This window comes from Streptomyces sp. NPDC050528, assembly GCF_044457795.1.
In the GTDB taxonomy this organism is placed as follows: Bacteria; Actinomycetota; Actinomycetes; order Streptomycetales; family Streptomycetaceae; genus Streptomyces.
Genome location: NZ_JBITHH010000005.1, coordinates 66,581 through 89,372, shown reverse-complemented (window position 1 = coordinate 89,372; position 22,792 = coordinate 66,581). Strand labels below are relative to the sequence as shown.

General features: G+C 71.4%; 23 protein-coding genes. 9 read left to right on the top strand and 14 right to left on the bottom strand.

The features are described from left to right. Positions 1-14: 14 nt before the first annotated feature. The 6 genes from ACIBK4_RS18680 to ACIBK4_RS18655 form a co-directional block, all read right to left on the bottom strand. A complete protein-coding gene (locus ACIBK4_RS18680) occupies positions 15-1,613 on the bottom strand; it encodes a SulP family inorganic anion transporter (protein ID WP_398995859.1) in 1,599 nt (532 codons plus the stop codon). A 61-nt stretch (positions 1,614-1,674) separates the two neighbouring features. Continuing rightward, entirely contained in the window at positions 1,675-2,343 is a 669-nt protein-coding gene (locus ACIBK4_RS18675) for a carbonic anhydrase (RefSeq protein WP_398995858.1), read from the bottom strand. 109 nt (positions 2,344-2,452) lie between these two features. Continuing rightward, the gene (locus ACIBK4_RS18670) at positions 2,453-3,388 is read right to left on the bottom strand and encodes an ABC transporter substrate-binding protein (RefSeq protein ID WP_398995857.1); all 936 of its coding nucleotides are present in this window, start codon (positions 3,386-3,388) and stop codon (positions 2,453-2,455) included. 19 nt (positions 3,389-3,407) lie between these two features. After that, complete coding sequence (locus ACIBK4_RS18665) at positions 3,408-4,070, bottom strand: ABC transporter permease (protein WP_398995856.1); 663 nt, start codon at positions 4,068-4,070, stop codon at positions 3,408-3,410. Then, entirely contained in the window at positions 4,070-4,711 is a 642-nt protein-coding gene (locus ACIBK4_RS18660; protein WP_398995855.1) for an ABC transporter permease, read from the bottom strand. The genes ACIBK4_RS18665 and ACIBK4_RS18660 overlap by 1 nt, the downstream gene beginning before the upstream one ends. Then, positions 4,708-5,742: an ABC transporter ATP-binding protein gene (locus tag ACIBK4_RS18655; protein ID WP_398995854.1), complete on the bottom strand. Its 1,035-nt coding sequence runs from the start codon at positions 5,740-5,742 to the stop codon at positions 4,708-4,710. The genes ACIBK4_RS18660 and ACIBK4_RS18655 overlap by 4 nt, the downstream gene beginning before the upstream one ends. 142 nt (positions 5,743-5,884) lie before the next feature. Between ACIBK4_RS18655 and ACIBK4_RS18650 the strand changes: the two genes are divergently transcribed. The 3 genes from ACIBK4_RS18650 (at position 5,885) to ACIBK4_RS18640 (ending at position 9,132) form a co-directional block, all read left to right on the top strand. Then, positions 5,885-7,441, top strand: coding sequence for an aromatic amino acid ammonia-lyase (locus ACIBK4_RS18650; protein ID WP_398995853.1), 1,557 nt, complete (start codon positions 5,885-5,887; stop codon positions 7,439-7,441). Next, positions 7,438-8,334, top strand: coding sequence for a MurR/RpiR family transcriptional regulator (locus ACIBK4_RS18645; RefSeq protein ID WP_398995852.1), 897 nt, complete (start codon positions 7,438-7,440; stop codon positions 8,332-8,334). The genes ACIBK4_RS18650 and ACIBK4_RS18645 overlap by 4 nt, the downstream gene beginning before the upstream one ends. 204 nt (positions 8,335-8,538) lie before the next feature. Continuing rightward, positions 8,539-9,132: a hypothetical protein gene (locus ACIBK4_RS18640; RefSeq protein ID WP_398995851.1), complete on the top strand. Its 594-nt coding sequence runs from the start codon at positions 8,539-8,541 to the stop codon at positions 9,130-9,132. Positions 9,133-9,143: 11 nt separating this feature from the next. On the opposite strand, the gene ACIBK4_RS18635 is transcribed toward ACIBK4_RS18640, so the two are convergent. From ACIBK4_RS18635 to ACIBK4_RS18615, 5 genes are all read right to left on the bottom strand, one after another. Further along, positions 9,144-9,518 carry a hypothetical protein gene (locus ACIBK4_RS18635; protein WP_033284364.1) on the bottom strand — a complete coding sequence of 125 codons (375 nt, stop codon included), beginning with the start codon at positions 9,516-9,518 and terminating at the stop codon, positions 9,144-9,146. 22 nt (positions 9,519-9,540) lie between these two features. Further along, positions 9,541-10,068, bottom strand: coding sequence for a roadblock/LC7 domain-containing protein (locus ACIBK4_RS18630; RefSeq protein WP_398995850.1), 528 nt, complete (start codon positions 10,066-10,068; stop codon positions 9,541-9,543). A gap of 34 nt (positions 10,069-10,102) precedes the next feature. Then, positions 10,103-10,921, bottom strand: a complete 819-nt coding sequence (locus ACIBK4_RS18625; RefSeq protein ID WP_398995849.1) for a transcriptional regulator — start codon at positions 10,919-10,921, stop codon at positions 10,103-10,105. Beyond that, positions 10,918-11,316: a hypothetical protein gene (locus ACIBK4_RS18620; protein WP_398995848.1), complete on the bottom strand. Its 399-nt coding sequence runs from the start codon at positions 11,314-11,316 to the stop codon at positions 10,918-10,920. The genes ACIBK4_RS18625 and ACIBK4_RS18620 overlap by 4 nt, the downstream gene beginning before the upstream one ends. Before the next feature lie 183 nt (positions 11,317-11,499). Next, positions 11,500-12,903 carry a diaminopimelate decarboxylase gene (locus ACIBK4_RS18615; RefSeq protein WP_398995847.1) on the bottom strand — a complete coding sequence of 468 codons (1,404 nt, stop codon included), beginning with the start codon at positions 12,901-12,903 and terminating at the stop codon, positions 11,500-11,502. A 188-nt stretch (positions 12,904-13,091) separates the two neighbouring features. Here ACIBK4_RS18615 and hutU point away from each other — a divergent pair, with 188 nt between their 5' ends. From hutU to ACIBK4_RS18590, 5 genes are all read left to right on the top strand, one after another. After that, on the top strand, positions 13,092-14,756 hold the full coding sequence (gene hutU, locus ACIBK4_RS18610; RefSeq protein ID WP_398995846.1) for a urocanate hydratase: 1,665 nt from the start codon (positions 13,092-13,094) through the stop codon (positions 14,754-14,756). Further along, on the top strand, positions 14,753-16,240 hold the full coding sequence (locus ACIBK4_RS18605) for an allantoate amidohydrolase (RefSeq protein ID WP_398995845.1): 1,488 nt from the start codon (positions 14,753-14,755) through the stop codon (positions 16,238-16,240). Before hutU ends, ACIBK4_RS18605 begins: the two co-directional genes overlap by 4 nt. Continuing rightward, positions 16,237-17,592, top strand: coding sequence for a formimidoylglutamate deiminase (locus ACIBK4_RS18600; RefSeq protein WP_398995844.1), 1,356 nt, complete (start codon positions 16,237-16,239; stop codon positions 17,590-17,592). The genes ACIBK4_RS18605 and ACIBK4_RS18600 overlap by 4 nt, the downstream gene beginning before the upstream one ends. Before the next feature lie 50 nt (positions 17,593-17,642). Beyond that, a complete protein-coding gene (gene hutI / locus ACIBK4_RS18595) occupies positions 17,643-18,818 on the top strand; it encodes an imidazolonepropionase (protein WP_398995843.1) in 1,176 nt (391 codons plus the stop codon). Between the two features lie 68 nt (positions 18,819-18,886). Further along, entirely contained in the window at positions 18,887-19,612 is a 726-nt protein-coding gene (locus tag ACIBK4_RS18590; protein ID WP_398995842.1) for a helix-turn-helix domain-containing protein, read from the top strand. Here the strand turns inward: ACIBK4_RS18590 and ACIBK4_RS18585 are convergent. Beyond that, the gene (locus ACIBK4_RS18585; RefSeq protein ID WP_398995841.1) at positions 19,565-20,218 is read right to left on the bottom strand and encodes a class I SAM-dependent methyltransferase; all 654 of its coding nucleotides are present in this window, start codon (positions 20,216-20,218) and stop codon (positions 19,565-19,567) included. The genes ACIBK4_RS18590 and ACIBK4_RS18585 overlap by 48 nt on opposite strands. A gap of 88 nt (positions 20,219-20,306) precedes the next feature. Between ACIBK4_RS18585 and ACIBK4_RS18580 the strand changes: the two genes are divergently transcribed. Continuing rightward, positions 20,307-21,311 (top strand): CehA/McbA family metallohydrolase, encoded by a 1,005-nt coding sequence (locus ACIBK4_RS18580; protein ID WP_398995840.1) that lies wholly within the window; start codon positions 20,307-20,309, stop codon positions 21,309-21,311. Here the strand turns inward: ACIBK4_RS18580 and ACIBK4_RS18575 are convergent, their stop codons facing one another. Together ACIBK4_RS18575 and ACIBK4_RS18570 are read right to left on the bottom strand one after the other, a co-directional pair. Further along, positions 21,312-22,493 carry a serine hydrolase domain-containing protein gene (locus ACIBK4_RS18575; RefSeq protein WP_398995839.1) on the bottom strand — a complete coding sequence of 394 codons (1,182 nt, stop codon included), beginning with the start codon at positions 22,491-22,493 and terminating at the stop codon, positions 21,312-21,314. It lies immediately after the preceding gene. A gap of 87 nt (positions 22,494-22,580) precedes the next feature. Continuing rightward, on the bottom strand, positions 22,581-22,778 hold the full coding sequence (locus tag ACIBK4_RS18570) for a DUF397 domain-containing protein (protein WP_398995838.1): 198 nt from the start codon (positions 22,776-22,778) through the stop codon (positions 22,581-22,583). Positions 22,779-22,792: the final 14 nt, after the last annotated feature.

The window sequence follows — 22,792 nt, the reverse complement described above, 5'->3', positions numbered from 1 at the left end:
TCATGCGACTCAGGTTAGGGAGCCGCCGCGCCCGCCGCACTGGGGATAGCCCCCCTGTTGGAAGTCGGGTTCACCGGGAGCACCCCGAGCGACTCCAGCACCCGGCGATGACCGTGCTCGACGCCCGTGATGCTGACCTCGATCCCCCGGTCCCGCAGCTCGCCCACCGCATCCTTCAGGGCCAGCGCACCCGTCGCGTCGACCGCCGTCAGTCCCGACAGGCGTAGGTCTACGGCTGTCACGTCCTGGACGTCGGCCAGGCTGCGGCGGAAGCGGTGGGCGGCGGCGAAGAGGAGGGGGCCGTCGAAGCGGTAGGTCACCGTGCCGGAGGTGTCCGAGAGTTCGTCGGTCGTGGCCGGGGTCAGGCGGGTGCCGCGCATCGCCGCGCGCAGGGCGAGCAGGACCGAGACGCCGAGGCCGATGAGGACCGCGCGCACCAGGTCGAGGGCGAGGGTGCCGGCCGCCGTGAGGACCAGGACCAGGGCGTCGCCGTGCGTCGAGCGGGCCATCGCGCGGACCGCGTCCGTCTCCACCATGCGGATCGCCGTCGCCAGCAGCACTCCGGCCAGCGCGGCCAGCGGGATACGGCCCACCAGCGGCGCCGCGACCGCGACGATCCCGGCGAGGATCACGGCGTGCGCGAGCGCGGCCAGGCGGGAGGTGGCGCCGGTGCGGACGTTGACGGCGGTGCGGGCGATGGCGCCCGTCGCCGGGACACCGCCGAAGAGCGGGGCCGCGAGGTTGGCGATGCCCTGGCCGAAGAGTTCCTTGCCGGGGTCGTGGCGCTCGCCGGGGCGCATCGCGTCCGCGACGGAGGCCGACAGGAGGGATTCCAGGGCGGCCAACGCCGCTACCGCCGCTGCGGGGAGGAGGAGGGAGGGGACCCGGGAGACGTCCAGGAAGGCCAGGGACGGGGCCGGGATCGACGCTGGGAGCGTGCCCAGGCGGGTGACGTGCAGGTGCAGCGCCTCCGAGACGATCGTCGCCACGGCAACTGCCGCCAGGGAGAAGGGAACTGTGGGTTTCCAGCGCGCCCCGGCCAGCATCAGCGCGGCCGAGCCGAGGGCGAGCAGGAGCGCCGCCCAGTGCGGGGTCGCGTCGAACTCCTCCGCCGCCCGCGCCGCGACCACCGCGACCTGGTCACCGCTCGGGGTGGGCACGCCCAGCGCCGACGGCACCTGCTGGAGCCCGATCACACACGCGATGCCGATGGTGAAACCGGCGATCACGGGTGCCGGGACGTAGGCCATCGCCGCTCCCGCGCGGGCGAAGGCGAGCACGAGGAGCATGAAGCCGGAAATCAGACCGACCGTCAGGACGCCGTTCGCGCCGTACTCGTGGACGATCGGGACGAGGACGACGGTCATCGCACCGGTCGGCCCGCTGACCTGGCGCGCGGAGCCGCCGAACAGCGCGGCGAGCGAGCCCGCGACGATCGCGGTGATCAGGCCGGAGGCCGCGCCGAGACCGGACGTCACCCCGAAACCGAGGGCGAGGGGGAGGGCCACCACGGCGACCGTGAGGCCGCACAGGAGGTCGCGGCGCGGGGCGCGGGTCATGGTGCGGAAGTCGGCGGGGGAGGGCAGGACGGAGAGCACGCCGTTCATGTTCATGAGCTTCTTCGCGTCAGGAGCGTGGGGGGTGAAGTGGGCTTGCCGCAGCGGGAGTTGAGGACTACGGCAGCAGCGACACGAGGCCCGTGTCGAGGTCGAAGCGGGCCGCGACGACGTGCGCGGAGGTGAAGGCGGGGTCGGCGCGGATCGCGTCCCGGACCCAGGCCGTGTGGGCCCGCATGGTGTGCTCGGCCCAGTCGCCCGGCAGGGCGCGGGTGCGGCGCGCGGCCGGGCTGATCTCGTCGACGAGGAGCGCGAGATGGCCGGGGACGGGGGCGCCGGTCTCCAGGTGCGCGAGGGTCGCCGCGACCGCGCCGCAGCGCTCGTGGCCGAGCACCAGCACCAGGGGGATGTGTAGTTCCTCGACCCCGTACTGGATGGACGCGAGCACCGCCTCGTCCAGGACCTCGCCGGCCGTCCTTATGCACAGCAGGTCGCCGAGGCCCTGGTCGAAGACCAGCTCCGGCGGCACCCGGGAGTCGATGCAGCCGACGATCACCGCGAACGGGTGCTGTGCGGTGGCCAGTTGGTGACGGAGGCGGCGGCTCTCGTCCGGGTGGCGGGAGTGGTCGGTGGCGTAGCGGCGGTTGCCGTCCAGGAGTTCGGCGAGCGCGGCGGGGGCGGTGGTCGGGTGGGGCTGCGGGCCGACGGCGGCGGTGGCGGTCGTAGGGGTGGCGGCCAGCGCGCCGACGGCGGTGGCCGTCAGAAAGGCCCTGCGGTTCGAGGCCATGCGTTTCCTCAGGTGGTGAGCGTGAAATCACCCTACGCATGCGATCAGTTACCGAGAGTGCCGGTTTAACGACACTTGACTGATCCCTCGTCAGATCATCAGCGTGCCATTACTTCGTGATGCCGTGCTGCTTCGCGTACGTGTTCGCCACGTCCTCCGGGTCCTTCTTGTCCTTGTCCACCTGGCGGTTCAGCTCGGTGAGCTGGGCCGTGGTGAGGATGTTCCCGAGCCGCGCGAGCGCCTTGCGGACCGTGGGGTCGGCCACGCGGTCGGCGATGAGCGGGACGATGTGCTGACTGGGGATCAGGGTCTTGGGGTCGGTCAGGACGACCCAGTCGTTGGCCTTGATGTCGGTGTCGGTGGTGAACAGGTTCGCCACGTCCACATCGCCCTTCTTCAGCGCGCCCTTCACCAACGGCCCGTCGGAATCAAGGGACTTGAACTCCTTGAACTCCACGCCGTACACGTCCTTCAGTCCTACGACGCCCACCTGACGGGTCTTCACCTCGGCGGAGGCACCCAGGGTCAGCTTGCCGTTGTGCTTCGCGAGGTCGGCCAGCGAGGTCAGGCCGTACTTCCTGGCGGTCGCGCGGGTGACGGCGAAGCAGTCCGCGTCCTCGGCGATGCCGTAGGGCAGAACCTGGAGGCCGGAGGGGAGGGCGAGGGTGAGGGCGTTCTGCATCTCGCCCGGCTCCGCGACCTTGGACTTGGGCTGGAGGTAGGTGAGCAGGGCGCCCTGGTACTCGGGGAGGAGGTCGATGTCGCCGCTCTTGAGGGCGGGGAAGACGATCTCGCGGGTGCCGAGGTTGGGGCGGACCTTGACCTTCACACCGGCCGCTTCGAGGGCGGCGGCGTAGAGGTAGCCGAGGACCTGGTTCTCGGTGAAGTTGGCGGTGCCGATGGTGACGCCGTTCTTGCTGGAGGCGCTGCCACCGCCCGCCGAGCCACCGCCGTCGAGCGAGGTGACGCCGCTGGAGCAGGCGGACAGAACGGGGACGGCGACGGCCGTTCCGGCGAGGGCGCCGAGGAGAGTGCGACGGTTCATTTCGGAGTTCCCGGTTTTCCTAGGCGGTGCGGTGGCGGAAGAGGAAGCGCTGGAGGGCGGACAGGCCCAGGTCCAGCACGATGGCGACAACGGCAACAAGCACCGCCCCGCCCAGCACTTGCACAAGATCCCGCTGGGCGAGTCCGTCGAAGACGTAGCGGCCCAGGCCGCCGAACGAGACGTAGGCGGCGATGGTCGCCGTGGCCACCACCTGGATGAGGGCGAGGCGCAGGCCGGTCATGATCAGGGGGAGCGCGAGGGGCAACTCGACCTGGAACAGGACCTGGTGGCCGCGCATGCCCTGGCCGCGCGCCGCGTCCTTCACGTCCGGGTCCACGGCCGTCATGCCGGCGTAGGTGTTCGTCACGATCGACGGGACCGCGAGGGCGACCAGCGCGATGTACACCGGCCACATCGACAGGCCGCTGGCCAGGAAGACGAGGACGACCAGGCCCACGGTCGGCAGGGCGCGGCCGAAGGAGGCCAGGTTGATCGCGAGGAACGCGCCCTTGCCGGTGTGGCCGATCAGCAGGCCGAGCGGGAGGCCGATCGCGGCCGCGATGAGGGTCGCGAGGAGCGAGTACTGGAGGTGCTCGGCGAGGCGGTGCGCGATGCCGTCCGAACCGGCCCACTGGGAGCCGCTGGTCAGCCACTTGCCGAGGTTCTTGAAGAGTTCGAACATCAGGCTCGCCGCCTCTTCCAGGGGGTCAACACGTACTGGAGGCCGACCAGCAGGGCGTCCGCCACCACGGCCAGGAGCAGGGTCAGGACGACGCCGACGATCACCGGCGTCGGGAAGTCGCGCTGGAAGCCGTCGGTGAAGAGCTGGCCGAGGCCGCCGTCGCCGATGTAGGTAGCCACCGAGACGAGGGAGATCGACATGACCGTGGCGATACGGACGCCCGCCATGATCACCGGGAGCGCGAGGGGGAGTTCGACGGTGAGGAGCGTGCGCAGGGGGCGCGTGCCCATCGCCTTCGCGGCCTCCTTCGTCTTCGCGGGGACCGAGTCGAGGCCCTCGACCGTGTTCCGCAGCAGCACGACCAGCGTGTAGACCGTCAGGCCGATGACCGTGGTCGTACGGGTGAGGCCGCTGATCGGGAGCAGGAGGACGAAGATCGCGATCGACGGGATCGTGAAGAGCACGTTCGACAGGCCGAGCAGGAAGCCCCGGAGCGGGCGGACGCGGTGGGCCACGACCGCCAGCGGGAGCGAGATCAGCAGGCCGAGGAAGACGGCGGTCATCGCGGCCTGGAGATGCGAGAACGTGAGGCTGGTGAGGTCGTCGGTGTGGTCGCCGATCCACGACCAGTCGACGGTCACGCCGCCACCCGCGCTTCCGCGTGCGCCTGGCCCGCGTGGGTGTGGATGTCGTCGCGGGAGGAGACGCCGGTGAGGACGCCGTTCGCGTCGACGCGGGCGATCAGGCCGTTCGGGGAGGCGACGGACTCGTTGAGGGCGGCGAGGAGGGAGTCACCGTCCTGGAGCGATCGTACGGGGATCTCGGCGCCCTTGGATGCCCAGTGGAGGGGCTTGCGGGCCTCGTCCACGACCAGGGTCCAGGTGTCGCCCTCGGGGGCCGGGCCCTGCGGGACCTCGGCGAGGGTGGTGAGGGAGAGCAGCTTGAGGCCGCGTTCGGCGCCGAGGAAGTCGGCGACGAAGTCGTCGGCCGGGCGGGCGAGGAGTTCGGCGGGGGCCGCGCACTGGACGAGGTGACCGCCGGTGCGGAAGATCGCGATGCGGTCGCCGAGCCGTACGGCCTCGTCGATGTCGTGCGTGACGAAGACGATGGTCTTGTTCAACTCCTTCTGGAGGCGCAGGAGTTCGTCCTGGAGCTGGGTGCGGACCACCGGGTCGACGGCGCCGAAGGGCTCGTCCATCAGGAGCACCGGCGGGTCGGCGGCGAGCGCGCGGGCCACGCCGACGCGCTGCTGCTGGCCGCCGGAGAGCTGATGCGGGTAGCGCTTCCCGGCGTCGGCGGCGAGCCCGACGGTCTCAAGGAGCTCGGCCGCGCGGGCCCTGGCCTTCTTCCGGCCGTGGCCCAGGAGCAGCGGCACGGTGGCGATGTTGTCCAGCACCGTGCGGTGCGGGAAGAGGCCCGACTGCTGGATGACGTACCCGATGGAACGGCGCAGTTCGGCCGCGTCCTGCTGGGTGACGTCCTTGCCGCCGACCTTGATGACGCCCGAGGTCGGGTCGATCATCCGGTTGATCATCCGAAGGGTGGTCGTCTTGCCGCAACCGGAGGAACCGACCAGTACGGTGACCCCGCCTTCCGGCATCTCCAGGGAGAGGTCGTGAACTGCTGTCGTGCCGTTGGGGAAGCGTTTGTGGACCGCGTCGAACTGGATCATGAGTTGTCCCTTGCCCGGCTGTATAACGTCATGCAGAGTTCTCGGTGTCTGAATAGTTTGTCAATGTCTCCGCGTTAATCCGAGGTAACGGATGACCGGCAGGCAAGATCGAGTGTCCTGATTGATGGGAGTTCGTCACCTTATGTCGTCTCAGATCGTGGACGCCTCTGATGTGGCGCTGTCCGGAGGCACCGATCTGGTCGTCCTCGACGGGGTCGGATTCGGCGTCACCGACGTCGTACGCCTCGCCGACGGGGACGCCCGGCCGGTCCCCGGCACCGACGCGATGAAGCGCGCGACGGAGTCCTGGGACGCGGCCCGCCAGATCGCCGCGACGGGCCGCGTCTACGGCCGCTCGACGGGCGTGGGCGCCAACCGGAACGAGGATGTGCCCACGGAGGCGGCGGCCGAACACGGCTTGCGGTTGCTGCGCAGCCACGCGGGCGCGATCGGCGACGAGCTCCCGGCGCGGGAGGTCCGCGCGATGCTCGCCGTCCGCGCGAACCAGTTGCTGGCCGGGGGTGCGGGGCTGCGGCCGACGGTTGTGACGGCGTTGTGCGAGGCACTGGAGAACGGGGTGTATCCGGTCGTCAACGAGTTCGGGTCGGTGGGGACGGGGGACATCGCGGCGCTGGCTCAGGTGGGGCTGGCGTTGGTGGGGGAGCATCCTTGGCGGAGCGTCTTCGGCGGTCCCGGTCTCTCTGGCGGTCCCGCTCTTGTGGGCGTCCCCGAGCCCCAACCCCTGGACAACAACGACGCGTTGGCGATGATCAGCAGCAACGCGCTCACCCTCGGCCAATCCGCCCTGGCCCTGCACGAGTTGCGCGGGCTTATCGGGGCCACGCAGGTCGTCGGGGCGCTCTCGTTGCTCGCTGTCGACGGGTCGCACGAGCCGTATGCCGCGCCTGTGCATGCCGCTCGGCCGCATCGGGGGTCGACCGAAGTCGCCCGGCGCATGCGGGAGTTGATCGGGGCCGCGGACCGGCCCACTCCTCCCCTTGGGCGGATTCAGGACCCGTACGGGTTTCGGTGTCTGCCGCAGATCCACGGTCCCGCGCATGACGCGGCGGACGCGTTGGAGGAGGTGCTCGCGATCGAGATCAACGCGGCCGCCGAGAACCCGTTCATCTCCGCCGAGGACATGACCGCCTACCACCACGGCGGCTTCTACCAGGCCCAACTCGTCCTCGCCCTGGACCACTTCAGGCTCGCGCTCACCCAGGTCGCCCGGCTCTCGACCTCCCGGCTCTCCTCGCTGAACGAGCCCGCGTTCACCCGGCTCAAGCCATTCCTCGCGGACAACGAGGCCGCGTCCTCCGGCGTGATGATCCTGGAGTACGCCGCTGCCGCCGCCCTCGGTGATCTGCGGGCGTTCTCCGCTCCCGCCTCGCTCGGGCACGCTGTACTCTCCCGAGGCGTCGAGGAACAGGCCAGCTTCGCCTCGCTCGCCGCACGTCAGACACTGCGCGCCTGCCGCGCGTACCGTCTCGTCGTCGGCTGCGAACTCGTCGCCGCCGTACGGGCGTTGCGCCAGCGCGACCTGCGGCCCGACCCGGAACTCCCGGTCGGCCGCGCGCTGGAGCTTGCCGAATCGGTGCTCGACGACGGGACGGCGGACCGGCCGCTCACGGACGATGTGACGGCGGCGGCGGGACTGTTGGACCGGTTCACCGAGATCTGGAGGGGGAGCACGGTATGAGCGAGGACAGGGGCGTGGACGAGCGTGTGGGTGGGGCCGCGGACGGGAGTGCGGGGGTGACCGACAGCCCGGCCGCACGGCTGCAGGCGCTCTTCGAGGGGCACCGGCTCACGCCGACCCAGCGGCGCATCGCGCACAGCATGGTGCGCCGCGCCGCCGACGTGCCGTTCCTCTCCAGCGTCGAACTCGCCGAACTCGCCGGCGTCAGCCAGCCCTCCGTGACCCGTTTCGCGGTCGCCCTCGGCTTCGACGGCTACCCGGCGCTGCGCAAACACCTCCGCGAGGTCGCGCCCTCCGAGTCGGCCCCGGACACGGCGTCGTACAACGAGTACCAGCAGGCCGTAGAGGCCGAGATCGAGAACCTCAAGCACCTCGCCGAGATACTGGCCGACCCCCGGCCGGTCGCGAAGGCCGGTCGCCTCCTCGCCGCGTCGCGTCCGCTGCCCGTCCTCGGGCTCCGCGCGGCGGCCTCGCAGGCGTACGGCTTCGCGTACTTCGCCGCGAAGGTCCATCCGGACGTACGGCTGCTCAACGAGGGCGGCACGATGATTCACGACCGGATCGATGCGGCGGTTCGGGCCGGGGCCACGGCTCTGCTGTGCTTTGCGCTGCCGCGGCATCCTCGCGAGGTTGTCGACACGTTGGCGTATGCGCGGGAGGCGGGTCTGACCGTCGTCACCGTTGCGGACTCGGCGTTCGCGCCCGTTGCCAAGGTGTCCGATCTGCTGATTCCGGCCGCTGTCGGTACGGGTCTCGCTTTTGACACGGCCTGCGCGCCGATGTTGCTGGGGCGGGTGCTGCTTGAGGCGATGTGTGACGACCTTCCGGATGCGCAGGCGAGGCTTGAGGAGTTCGATGTGCGGGCGGCGGCGCGGGGGTTGTTTGTGGAGTGACGGGTGTTGTGTTTGGGGGCGTGGGTGGCGTTGTCGGGTGCGGGTGCGTTGTGGCTGGTCGCGCAGTTCCCCGCGCCCCTAAGGGGTCTCTGCTGGCCCAGCTGAAAAAGTCGCCCTTGCTGCCGTGCTCTCAGACTCGTCTCACGTTTGCTCACTAGTCTCCCCGCACTACGGAACTGTGCCGGGACGACCAGGAGGCGGGACGTGGCACGCGGAGATCGGAGAGTTCAGGGGCTGGCGCGGGTGGCGGTCGTCGTGCGGGCCGGGGCCGCCCCGATGTGGTGGTTCGGGGTGCTGGCGGCGGGTGTCGGGGTGTTGCTGCCCGGGATCACGGGGCGCCGGATCGGGGTGATGGCCGGGGCCGCGCTGTTCATCATCGCGGCGATCGTGGTGTCGTACTCGCGGCGTAAGCGGTATACCGCCCTCGCGCGCGCCGCCGCCCGGGCCGGGAAGCACGACGTGCTCCAGGACCGCGCGGTGAGCGTACGGAACTGGCGTCGCGCGCACCGCTGGTGGCTCGTTCTCGCCTTTGCCGTCGCGCTGGCGAGTTCGTTCGCCGTGCCTGCCGCGGGCGGGATGCTGCTCGCCGGTGCCGGGACCGGGCTGCGACTGAAAGCGGCCTGGCTGGGTCGGCGTGAGCGTGCCGACGACGTGCTGCTGTGGATCCGCGTCGACTGGCTGAACCAGCGCAACGGCGCCCCCGCCGGCAAGCCGGTCAAGGGCTACCGCTCCACCGGTATCGCCGCGGGCGACGCGACCCCGGGCGGGGCGCGCCGCCGTAGCGACGTGTTTGCCTGACCCGGGTCCGGCTAGACCTCCAGGTCCGCCTCGATCTTCTTCAACTGGTGCCTGGCCATGGCCAGGTTGGCGCGGCCGGCGTCCAGCACCAGGTAGAGGAAGAGGCCGTTGCCGCCGCGCCCTTTGAGCAGGCGGATCAGGTGGTACTGGCTGGACAGCGTGATCAGGATGTCCTCGATCTCGCCCTTCAGGCCGAGGTGTTCCATCGTGCGCAGCTTCGAGCGCACGACGTCGGTGTTCCCGGCGGCGGCGACGCCGAGGTCGAAGGTCTTGCTGCCGCCCATCGTGCCGAGCGCCATACCGCTGGTGTAGTCGACGAGCGCGACGCCGGTCGCGCCCTCGATGGAGGTCAGCGCCTCTTTGAGGGAGGTTTCGGTGTTGGCCATGACAGTGCTCCTTTGGGTCCGTTCAACTTTCCGTGGTGGTGCGCGCGTTGGTGCCTGTGGTGGTGCGGGGTGCGCGCGCTGTTCTCGTTCGTGCGGTGGTGGTTTTGGGGGGCGCCTTGGCGGGCGGCGCCGCGTCGGTCCGTTCCTCGGGCACGACGGCTTCGGCCTCGGCCGCGGCCGCCTCGGCGTCGATCAGTTCGCCGATCCGGGCCCCCGCGCGGCGGCCCTCCAGCAGCAGTCGGCCGACGTGGACGCGGTCCTGCGCGAGCACGGTCAGGACGGCGCCGCGGCCCGCCGCGTAGGTCGCGACATAGCCGTAGACCCCGCGCACGATCAGCTCGCGGAAGTCGCCCTGCCCGGTCGCGTCCGCCATCCGTACGGCCACGCCGAGCGCCGTCACGGTGAGCGCGGCGACCCGCTCCGGCTCGACGCCCGGGGTGTCCTGGGCGAGGACGAGGCCGTCGACGCCCGCCGCCAGCGCCCCGGTCAGTTGCGGCACGCGGGCTCTCAACCGGCGCAGCTCGTCGAGGATTTCGGCCTCGGAGGCCATCGGCTCTCTCCTCTCGGCGCGTGCTCGCTGCCACTCAAAGGGCCTCCAGCGCATCTCTGAGCCTCTTCAGCAAGGTGATGTCGGGATCGGTGACGTCGGGCAGGGTCGCGGCCGCGGGCGTCGGCGGCCGGGGCGACACGAGCCCCGCCGACACCAGCCGCCGGACGTCCAGCAGCGTGGGGTAGGCCCGCCGGCCCAGCGCCCGCGCGATGTCCGGCGCCGTACGGACGCCGTCCACCCGGGCCAGTACCGCGGCCTGCCGGGCGGTGACCGGCGGGGGTGCGACGGGGTCGGCCCGCACCAGCGGCGCGCCGTCCGTCGCCGCGTCCGGCCAGACGCGGTGCAGCAGATCGCGGCGGCGCAGCGTCTCGCGCTCCAGTGCGGCCACCGGAACCGGCCGCACGGTGCCGAGCGGATGTGTGACGCCGTAGCGGAAGCGGCCCGGGGTGCTGCTCGGCGCGAGCACGAAGTACGCCGCGTCGTACAGCGCCCCGAGGTGGCACAGTTCGAGCGCGCCGGGGCTCAACAGGCCGCCGTCCAGCAGGAGTCGGGTCGTGGCGTGCCGGTCGTCGGTCGCCTTGGCGGCGGCCTCCCAGGCCTCGGTGCGCAGGGTGCCGTGCGCGGTGAGGAGCAGGTCGAGGCCGGGGGCGGACGGGCTCTCGGCGTGCACGACCCGGCCGTCGACGAGGTGGAGGCTGCCGCGCTCGCGGACGAGGACGCCGGTGGCCTTCTCGGCGGCGAGCCGGGTCAGCATCGGGGAGACGCCGCCCCAACCCCGTTCGCCGGCATCGGACTTGGTGCGCGTCGGCAGCCGGGGCGGCGGGGTGGTGGGTGTGGCCTTGACCGCGGTCATCCCAGCACCAGCCGTCCGGCCATCTCGCCGAGCCGGATGCGGGCCAGCGCGAGATTGCCCTCCGCGCGGGCCAGCCACAGATGCAGGAACACACTGCTGTCGAACGACGTCCGCACGAACCGCAGCACGTGATAGCTGTCGCGGTTGCTGACGATCAGATCCTCCAGCGGAGGATCGTCGGCCGCCTCACCGTCCTCCGCGAAGGACGCGAACGCCCGGTGCTCCGCCGCCAGCCGCGCCAGCTCGGCGGCCTCGGCGGCACTGGCCTCCTGGTCGCCGCCGGGGGACTCCCCGACGACGCCCAGGGCCAGCCCGCTCGTCCAGTCGACCAGCGCGGCGCCCCGGGCACCGGGCAGTCGCATGGCCTCCAGTAAGCACTCGTCGATTCCGGGCACCGTGGCTCCCCTCCCGCCTGCGGTTCGGCTGAGTGACGACGAAGCTACGCACCGTGTGGCCGAGGGGTGAGGGATCTGGCATTTTCCGGTGGAACATGCCCCCGAGTGACTAAGGTGGGTCAACTGACCCCGTTTTCACACCAGTTGCATGGGTCAGTTGAACCCTGCTCGCACGGGCGTGCGTCAACGGCGCCCGGGCGCCCGCAGGGTGGTGAGCGCGGCGGCGTGCGCCCCGCCGGATTCGGCCACGATCTCCGCCATCGTCTGCGGCTCCCGCACGGTCGCGAACGACACGCCCCCGGCACCGTCCTGCACGAAGCCGTAGATCCCGGGCCGGGCAAGGGAGTTGTAGGCGTAGTGCGCCGCGAAGTAGTACGCCCCGGTGTCCAGCGCGGCCGCGTAGTCACCCTGTTCCAGCAGGGGCAGTGCCTGCCCCTCGGCCAGCAGATCCCCCGCGAAGCACGCGGGCCCGGCGACGTCCTGCACCACCTCGGGACCCGACTTGGGGCGCCCCTTCCCGTCGTAGGCGGCGATCCGCAGCGGCCACGACTGCGGCGCGTACACCGTCCGCGTCGCCACCTGGACGCCCGCGTGCGTGATCGCGATCGGCCGCCCGCCGGCACTCTTCGCGTACTCGACCCGGGCCACCACCGTCCCCTGCTTGGCCAGCATCGACCGCCCGAACTCGGTGACCAGCCCGTACCGCCCGTCGAACAGCCTCGGCACCGCCTCCCTGAGCAGCCGCGCGTACTGCGCGTACGTCGGACCCGTCGCGTCCGAGCCGAAGTTGACCGACAGCCCGCCGCCGATGTCGAGCGTGTCGATCTGCGGCCGCCCGATCCGCGCGTTGATCTCCTCGGCCAGTTCGTACGTCTCCGCGACGCCCCGCGCGAGCAGCGCCAGCGGGATGCCCTGCGACCCGGTGTGCGCGTGCAGCCGGGTCAGCCACGGCCGCTCCGCGAACGCCCGCACCACCCACTCCCGCGCCCCCTCGTCCCGCAGCGCCACCCCGAACTTCGAGGTCGCCGTGGCGGTGGAGAGCGCGGCGATGGAGCCCGCGCCGATCTGCGGATTGACCCGGATCCCGAGCGGGGAGCGGCTGGTCGCCGACCGCATGAGCGCGTCGATCCGCTCCAGCTCCTGCGGGTTGTCGGCGTTGACGGCGATCCCCAGCGCCAGCGCCTCCCGCAACTCCGCCGGCGTCTTCGCGGGCGCGTCCAGCACCGTCCGCTCCGGCCGTACGCCCGCCGCCCGCGCGAGAGCCAGCTCACCCGGGCTCGCCACCTCCGCGCCGATGCCCTCCTCGTGCAGCAGCCGCAGCACCGGCACGAGCGGACTCGCCTTCACGGCGAACGCGTGCAGTACGGGCGTCCCGGGCGCCGTCACCGCGTCGAACGCCGCCCGCAGCTCCGCCGCCGACTCCCGGATGCCGGTGACGTCCAGCAGGGCGGCGATGGGGGCGCCGGGGCCCAGCAGCCCCTGTTCCACGGCGGCCCGTACGGCTTCGTCCCGGCGGGCGGTGCGGTCCGTGCCGAGACGCATGGTGGGTTCGGTGCCGTCCGTGTGACCCTGGATTCCGTCGCTCATCGCATCCCCGTCGTGTCGTCGCCCGTGGCGGTACAGCCGGGCTCATCCATCGGTTCGTAGATCCAGCCAAACACTCAGAGCCTGCCCACAAGGACGCCTCCATGTATTGACTAGTTCTATTCACGACGCCAGGATGTGAATAGCTGTAGTAGGAAATCCGCTGAGAGCAGTCCGCTAGGAGGCAGACCATGTCAGGACCCCGCCCCGTACGAGCACCCCGCGGTACGGAACTGAGCGCCCTGGGATGGCAGCAGGAAGCCGCCCTGCGGATGCTGCAGAACAACCTGGACCCCGAGGTCGCCGAACACCCCGACAAGCTCGTCGTCTACGGCGGCACCGGCAAGGCCGCCCGCGACTGGCGCTCCTTCGACGCCATGGTCCGCACGCTGCGCACCCTGAAGCAGGACGAGACGATGCTCGTCCAGTCCGGCCGCCCGGTCGGCGTGATGCAGACCCACGAGTGGGCGCCGCGCGTCCTCATCGCCAACTCCAACCTGGTCGGCGACTGGGCCAACTGGGAGGAGTTCCGGCGCCTGGAGGCCCTCGGCCTCACCATGTACGGCCAGATGACCGCCGGTTCGTGGATCTACATCGGCACCCAGGGCATCCTCCAGGGCACCTACGAGACCTTCGCCGCCGTCGCCGCGAAGAAGTTCGGCGGCACCCTCGCCGGCACCATCACCCTCACCGCCGGCCTCGGCGGCATGGGCGGCGCCCAGCCTCTCGCGGTCACGATGAACGACGGCGTCGCGATCTGCATCGACGTCGACCCGCGTGCCATCGAACGCCGCATCGAGCACCGCTACCTGGACGTTCGCGCCGACTCGCTCGCGCACGCCCTGCAGCTCGCCGTCGAGGCCCGCGACGCCCGCCGCCCGCTCTCCATCGGCCTCCTCGGCAACGCGGCGGAGCTGCTCCCGCAGATGCTGGCCGAGGGTGCCCCCATCGACATCGTGACCGACCAGACCTCGGCCCACGACCCCCTCGCCTACCTGCCGGTGGGCATCGCCTTCGAGGACATGGCCGACGAGGCCGCGAAGGACCCGGCGGGCTTCACCACCCGAGCCCGTGAGTCCATGGCCACGCACGTCGAGGCGATGGTCGGCTTCATGGACGCCGGCGCCGAGGTCTTCGACTACGGCAACTCGATCCGCGGCGAGGCCCAACTCGCCGGGTACGACCGGGCGTTCGCCTTCCCCGGCTTCGTCCCCGCCTACATCCGCCCCCTCTTCTCCGAGGGCAAGGGCCCCTTCCGCTGGGCCGCGCTGTCCGGCGAGGCGTCCGACATCCACAAGACGGACAAGGCGATCCTCGACCTCTTTCCGGAGAACGAGTCCCTCCACCGCTGGATCAAGCTCGCGGGGGAGCGGGTCCACTTCCAGGGCCTCCCGGCCCGCATCTGCTGGCTCGGCTACGGCGAGCGCGACAAGGCCGGCGAGCGCTTCAACGACATGGTGGCCTCCGGCGAACTGGCGGCCCCGCTGGCCATCGGCCGCGACCACCTCGACTGCGGCTCCGTCGCCTCCCCGTACCGCGAGACCGAGGCCATGCTCGACGGCTCCGACGCGATCGCGGACTGGCCGCTGCTGAACGCGATGGTCAACGTTGCCTCCGGCGCATCCTGGGTCTCCATCCACCACGGCGGTGGCGTAGGCATGGGCCGTTCCATCCACGCGGGCCAGGTCTCCGTGGCCGACGGTACGAAGCTCGCCGGCGAGAAGATCCGCCGCGTCCTGACCAACGACCCCGGCATGGGCGTCATCCGGCACGTGGACGCCGGCTACGACATCGCGGAGCGGGTCGCGGACGAGCGGGGCGTGCGGGTTCCCATGCGCGAGGGTGGCGACGCGTGACCCTTCCGGGAGATGAGCGGGGCGGCGACTCTTCGGTGGGGGCGGGGGTTTCGTCGCCGGGCGCGGGTCCGGCTGTGCCCACCCGTTCCGCCGTGCGGAACGCCTGCCCACAGCCTGTAGCGGCTGCTGCTGGTGCGCCCGCCGGCGACCAACAGCTTGGCGCGGCTGTGGGCCCTGGCGTCGGACGGCCTGGCGCGGCTGTGGGCCCTGGCACCGGACAGCCCGGCGCGGTAGCGGCCGGCGCCGGGCACCAGGGCCTGGCCGGTGCCTCCTTCCACGAGATGTGGCGCGAGTTGCTCCCCATCGGCCGGCACCCCGACTCTCACGGCTACCGTCGCTACGCCTGGACCGGTGCCGATGCCGAGTGCCGGGCCTGGTTCGAGGAGCAGGCCAAGTCACGCGGCCTGACCTACGAACTCGACCGCAACGGCAACCAGTGGGCCTGGCTGGGCGATCCCGCCGCCGGGGACGCCGTCGTCACCGGGTCGCATCTCGACTCGGTGCCGGACGGTGGGGCCTTCGACGGTCCCCTGGGTGTCGTGTCGTCCTTCGCCGCGCTCGACGAACTGCGGGGCAGGGGAGCGGAGTTCACCAGGCCGCTCGCCATCGTGAACTTCGGTGACGAGGAAGGCGCCCGCTTCGGGCTCGCCTGTGTCGGGTCGCGGCTCACCGCAGGGCAGCTCACCGTCGAGCAGGCGCACCGGCTGACCGACGGCGACGGTGTCACGCTGCCGCAGGCGATGGCGGCCGCCGGTTACGACGCCGACGCCATCGGCCCCGACCCCGAACGGCTCGCCCGTATCGGCGCGTTCGTCGAACTCCACGTCGAACAGGGCCGTGCGCTGGACCTCTCCGGCGACCGGGTCGGCATCGCCAGCGCGATCTGGCCGCACGGACGCTGGCGGTTCGACTTCCGGGGCGAGGCCAACCACGCCGGTACGACGAGGCTGGTGGACCGCCGCGACCCCATGCTGTCGTACGCCGAGACCGTGCTCGCCGCCCGCCGCGAGGCCCAACTCGCGGGCGCCGTCGCCACGTTCGGGAAGATCGCCGTGGAACCGAACGGCGTCAACGCCATCCCCTCCCTGGTGCGTGGCTGGCTCGACTCCCGCGCCGCCGATCAGCAGACCCTCGACACCGTGGTCACCGGCATCGAGAAGGCGGCCCGCGAGTACGCCGAGGCGCACGGCATCGACCTCGACATCGTCCGGGAGTCCTTCACCCCCGTCGTCGAGTTCGACCACACCCTGCGCGACGAACTCGCCCGCGTCCTGGGGAAGGAGACGGAGCTCACCGTCCCCGTCCTCGGCACGGGTGCCGGACACGACGCCGGAATCCTCTCCGGGAGCATCCCGACCGCCATGCTGTTCGTGCGCAACCCCACGGGCGTCTCGCACTCCCCGGCCGAGTTCGCGGCCGAGGACGACTGCGTGGCCGGGGTGACCGCACTCGCCGACGTACTGGAAGGGCTGGCCTGCAGGTGACATCCCCCGGCACACCCCACACGCGGACGTACTGGCTGGAACACGCCTGGCTCGACACCAACGTCGAGCCGGGCGTCGTCCTGGAGGTGAGGGACGGCCGAATCGCCGCCGTCCGCACCGGAGTTGACACCCCGCCCCCGGGTGCCGAGTCCCTCCGAGGCCTCACCCTCCCCGGCCTCGCCAACGCCCACAGCCACGCCTTCCACCGCGCCCTGCGCGGAACCGTCCAGGTCGGCTCCGGCACCTTCTGGACCTGGCGGGAGCTCATGTACTCCTTCGCCGACCAGCTCACCCCGGACACCTACCACGCACTGGCCCGCGCGGTGTACGCCGAGATGGCGCTGGCCGGGATCACGGCGGTCGGCGAGTTCCACTACGTGCACCACGCCCACGACGGCACCCCGTACGCCGACCCCAACGCCATGGGCGAGGCCCTCATCGCCGCCGCCTCCGAAGCCGGTATCCGCATCACCCTCCTCGACACCGCCTACTTTTCCTCCGGCTTCGGACAGCCCCCCAACCGCCACCAGCTCCGCTTCTCCGACGGAAGCGCGGACGCCTGGGCGGAACGCTGTTCATTTCTCAAGGAACGGGATCACGCGAGGATCGGTGCCGCCATCCACTCCGTACGGGCGGTCCCCGCAAGGGAGTTGGCGACGGTCGCGAGGTGGGCCGAGGAGCGCCGGGCCCCACTCCACGTCCACCTGTCCGAGCAGACCGCCGAGAACGACGCCTGCCGCACGGCCCACGACTGCACGCCGACCCAACTCCTCGCCGACCACGGCGTGTTGGGCCCCCGCACCACCGGCGTCCACAACACGCACCTCACGGACGAGGACATCGCGCTGCTGGGCTCGACCGGGACGGGCACCTGCATGTGCCCCACCACGGAACGCGACCTGGCCGACGGCATCGGCCCCGCGGTCGCCCTCCAACGAGCAGGCTCCCCCCTCTCCCTCGGCTCGGACAGTCACGCGGTCATCGACCTCCTCGAAGAGGCCCGGGCGATGGAGCTGAACGAGCGCCTGCGCACCCGCACGAGGGGTCACTGGACGGCGGCGGCCTTGCTCCGCGCGGCCTCGGCCGACGGCCACGCGGCGCTGGGCTGGGACGAAGCGGGCAGCATCGAGGCAGGAGCCCTCGCCGATCTGACGACGATCGCCCTCGACTCGGTCAGAACAGCGGGGCCGGTGCCCAGGCTCGGCGCCGAGACGGCCGTATTCGCGGCGACGGCAGCCGACGTACGGCACACGATCGTGGGCGGCCGGCACGTCGTACGCGACGGGGCGCACGCGCTCGTACCGGACGTACCGCAGGCGCTCGCGGCGGCTGTCGAAGCCCTGCGCGCGTAGAGCCGACCGCCGCCCCTCGCACCCACGATCCCCGCACCCACGAGGACACGATGAGCAGCAGCACCGTCATCACCAACATCGCCACGCTGGTCACCAACGACCCCTCCCTCGGTGACAGATCTCCCCTCGGTCTGATCCAGGACGCGGCCGTCGTCATCGACGGCGACCGCATCGCGTGGACCGGTGAAACAAGCAAAGCACCCGCCACTGACAATCGGGTCGACGCCGGTGGGCGGGCGGTCCTGCCCGGTTTCGTGGACTCCCACTCGCACCTCGTCTTCACGGGCGACCGCACGCAGGAGTTCAACGCCCGGATGTCCGGGCGGGCGTACAGCGCGGGCGGCATCCGTACGACGGTCGCGGCGACGCGCGCGGCGAGCGACGCGGAACTGGAGGCGAACCTCACCCGTTACCTGACCGAGGCCCTCCGCCAGGGCACCACCACCTTCGAGACGAAGTCGGGCTACGGCCTGACGGTCGCCGACGAGTCCCGCGCGCTCCGTATCGCCGCCGCGCACACGGACGAGGTGACGTACCTCGGCGCGCACATCGTCTCGCCCGACTACGCCGACGACCCGGCCGCGTACGTGTCCCTGGTCACCGGCGAGATGCTCGACGCCTGCGCCCCGCACGCCCGTTGGATCGACGTGTTCTGCGAGAAGGGCGCGTTCGACGGCGACCAGGCCCGGGCCATCCTGACGGCGGGCAAGGCGAAGGGCCTCCACCCGCGCATCCACGCCAACCAGCTCTCCTACGGCCCGGGGGTCCAACTCGCCGTAGAACTGGACGCGGCGAGCGCCGACCACTGCACGCACCTCACGGACGCGGACGTGGACGCGCTGGCGAGCGGCGCGACGGTCGCCACGCTCCTCCCCGGCGCGGAGTTCTCGACGCGCGCCCAATGGCCGGACGCGCGCCGCCTGTTGGACGCGGGCGTCACGGTCGCGCTGTCGACGGACTGCAACCCGGGTTCGTCCTTCACGTCCTCCGTTCCCTTCTGCATCGCGCTGGCGGTACGGGACATGGGGATGACCCCGGACGAGGCGGTGTGGGCGGCCACGGCGGGCGGGGCGGCGGCGCTGCGACGGGACGACGTGGGGCGGATCGCGGTGGGGGCGCGGGCGGACCTGGTCCTGCTGGACGCGCCGAGCCATGTGCACCTGGCGTACCGGCCGGGCGTGCCGTTGGTGAGCGGGGTGTGGCGGAGCGGAACGCGGGCGGTCTGACGAACGCCGTGGGCCGTTTCCCCTCCGTGCCCTCGCCGTCGTGGTGTCGGCCTGACACCATCGACGGCGTGGAGGCCAGGGGAGAGACCGAGCCACGGTTCGTGATCCGCGAGGGGTACGCGCTCTACGCGGGCCCCTCGACCGACAACGCCTCGCACGGGCACGGCGCGTTCCAGGTCGCCATCGCCGTCCGGGGCGAGGTGACCATGGTGGACGGCTCCGGAACCCACCATCGCGCCGTGGCCCTGGTCGTACCGCCGATGGTGCGGCACCGCATGCTCGCGACGCCGCACCTGCGCACGTTCTTCGTCGAACCGCACTGCGCGTTCGCGGACCGGCTGCGCGACCGTTGCGACCACGGCATCACCGCCGCCCCCGAGCTGCACGACCTGAGCGAGGCCGACGTCCGTCCCGCCGGGACGTGCCCGTCGAGCGGACTCGACGTACGCCTGGTGGAAGCGATGAGCGCCCTGGCGGACCGGAGGGTCCCAATGCCGGCCCTCGCCGCGACGGTCGGACTCTCGCCGCAGCGGCTACGGGCCCTGGCGCAGCGCCAGTTGGGGATGCCACTCCCGCGCTGGCGCATCTGGCAGCGGCTGGTCCGCGCGGTCGAGGCGTTGCGCGAGGGCCGGCCGCTCGCCGTCGCGGCGATCACGGGCGGCTTCGCCGATCAGGCGCACTTCAACCGGCAGATGCGCGAGATGCTGGGGATGACTCCGTCGGCCGTACTGCCCGTGCTGCGCACGTCAGTCGCGCCGCGCGACGTAGACCGAGATCGATCCGCTGATCGTTGACACGGTCTCGGCCTCGCGCACATCGCGGAATCCGGCGTCGGTGATCAGCCTCGGCAGGACACCGTCCGCGTTCGGCTGGGTGTCCTCCTTGCCGTCCGCCAGCTGCACGATTCGGAACGCGAGGCGCATCAGCCCGGTCCGCTGCAGCCCGTAGTCGGCGATGACCAACTTGCCGCCGGGCGCCAGTACCGCGTACATCGACGCGAGGATCGCGCGCTTCGTCGCGACCGGACATTGATGGAGTACGAGGCTGGAGACGACGGCGCTCGCGGAGCCGGCACCCAGCATCTCCTCCAGCGCGTCGCCCATGCCGACCCGCCATTCCGGCGCCACCCCGACGGCATCGGCCTTGCGCCGCGCGGTACTCAGCACGTCAGGATCGGGGTCGACGCCGACGACCCGGGCGCGCGGCTCGACACGGTTCAGCAACAGGGCCGTCGACCCGGTGCCGCAGCCCACGTCGACGATGACGTCGCCGGGCTGCGGCGCCACGTACATGGCGAGCAGGCCGCGCCAGAGGCGTTCACGCATCAGGGCGACGACGGGATCGTAGAAGCGGGTGGGGGCGAAGCGGCCCAGCGCGGGGGTGAAGGTTTGATCGGTCATACGGAGAGTCTCGGTCGCGGCACGCACGGGGTCTTGAACGAACCGCTTGCGGGCAGGCCTGCCATGGAAACGACAAGCGAGGAGAAGCATGCCGGAGTTGGAGGACGCCGTGTTCCCGCCGACGCGGGTGACCGGTTCGGCGAGCGGCTGGTACCGAGGCGACTGCCACGTGCACTCGACGCGCTCGCACGGCGGCGAACTGACACCGGACCGTCTCGCCGCCGAGGCCCGCGCGGCCGGGCTGGATTTCCTGGCGGCGACCGAACACAACAACGCGGATACGCACGGCACTTGGAGCCGTTACGCCGGTGCCGACCTCCTGGTGATTCCGGGCCAGGAGGTCACCACCGGGACCGGCCACTGGCTTGCGCTGGGGGTGCGACCGGGGCAGGTCGTCGACTGGCGGTACGGCGTGCGGGACGGGGTGATCGACCGGCATCTCGACGAGGTCCGTCGCGGGGGCGGGCTGTGCGTGGCGGCCCATCCGCACGCGCCGTACGACTCGGGCACGTTCCTGTACCCGTACGAGGGGTTCGACGTGGTCGAGGTCTGGAACGGCCCGTGGAGTTCGGACCTGCCCTGGCAGGCGGACAACGAGGCGGCGTTGGCGGAGTGGGGGCGGGGGCTCGATGCGGACATCCGGCGGCGGGGCGGGTGGCGGCCGGCGATGGGCAACAGTGACACTCACCTGCCGGGCCAGATCGGCGTTCCGCACACCGTGGTGCGGGCCGGGGAGTTGGGTACGGATGCGGTGCTGGCCGGGATTCGTGCGGGGCGGAGTTGGATCGCCGGGTCTGCCGCCGTGGAGTTGTCGTTCACGGTGTCCTGCGGGGAGCGACGGGTGGGGATCGGCGGGCAGTTGGAGAGTCGCGGCGGACCGGTGGTGGCTCGGGTGGGTGTGCGTGGCGTGCCTTCGGGGGTGGTCAGTTTTCACACCGGGCGGGGGAAGGTCCACGTTGCTTCGTTGCCGGGTACGGGAGTGGGTGCGGTGGAGTGGCGTGTGGACGCGATGGACTCGGCGTTCGTCCGGGTTGAGGTGCGGCATCCCGGTGGGGGAATGGCGGCTCTGACCAACCCGGTAACTCTGCTCTGATCAGGGGGTGTTGGGGCTCTCGGCGCACAACGCGTGGTCGATCAGGGCACTGGCCGCGTTCTCCTGGGCGAGGATGTGGTCCAGGGTGTCGCCGCGGGCTTCGGACATGGAGACCACGACGCTTCGACTGCCGTTGCCGGTCACGCCGTTGAGGGTGATGTAGCCGCCGTCTCCGCCCTCGTGGCCCCAGTAGGTTCCGCCGCAGCTCAGGGGACGTTCGGCCAGGCCGAGCCCGTATCGGCCGCCGGGCCAGAGCTGTTGGACCTCCGCGCTCACGGGGACGGTTCGCTTCATCTCGGCGAGTTGCCGCGGCGGCAGCAGGCGGCCGGCGAGCAGCGCGCGGAGGAAGGTGTTCTCGTCGCGCGTGGTCGTGACGTACGAGAGGTTCTCGTGGTCCACCGGTATCTGGTCGGTGACGTCCACGACGGAACCGGGGCCGAAGAGCTGGTAGGCCTTGGCGTGCGGCTGGGGCAGGGTGGGTGAAGTACCGCCCCACCGGGTGTGGTTGAGGCCGAGCGGACGGAGAATACGGTCGTCGATCTCCTGGTGGGCGGGTCGGCCGGTGGCCTTCTGGATGACGGCGTCGAGCAGGACGTAACCGGTGTTCGAGTAGCTCCAGCCCTCGTCCGGCGGGAAGTCCGGCGCGTGGGCCATGGCGCGAGCGATCAACTGCTCGGGGCTGTAGACGTCGTAGCGCTGCTGGAAGTACTCCTCCGGTGTGGTGTATCCGGGGAGGTCGTCGTGAATTCCGCTGGTGTGCCGGAGCAGTTGGCGAAGCGTGATGCGGGTGCCGTCGTTGCCGTTGCTCCGCACGACGCCCGGCAGCCAGTGGTCGACCGTGTCGTCCAGCGACAGCGTGCCCTCGGCCTCCAGTTGGAGCACCACGGTGGCGACCAGCGTCTTGGACGTGCTGGCCATGCGGAAGTACCCGTCGGGACGGACCGGGCGGCCGCTGTCCAGGTCGGCGGTACCGCTGATGGCGACCGACTCCCGTCCGTCAGGCGCGACCGTACGAGCCTGCACCCCGCTGACCCCGAGGGCGTGGATCGCTTTGGCGTCCCGACGCAGCTGCTCCGCGGGGGATGCGCCGGCGGGCTGGGCTACGGCGATGCCCGTCTCGGCGGCCAGCAGGGTGGCGATACCGAGTGCCATGACGAGGTGCTTCCGCAGGGCCGAAGTCATGGCTGAACGCTAGTTTCGGGGTCCGGTGGGGCGCGATGCGGTGTGCCCCAGGATCGGGGTGGGGGTAGCCCCCCGGCGTGGGCGTGGTCAGGTGGGGAATCGGCCTGACTTGATGCCGTGTATGAGGTGGGTCAACGGGGCGCGGGTGGTGGTGAGTTCGGTGTTGGGGGTGTCGCTTTCGCGGAGGTGGAGGGTGGTGGGTGAGGTGGCAGCGAGTTCGACACAAGTGTTGCCGTCCCCGCCTTCAGAGAAGGAGGACTTCTGCCAATGCCTGGGCTGGGGCATGTGGGTCCTCCCGG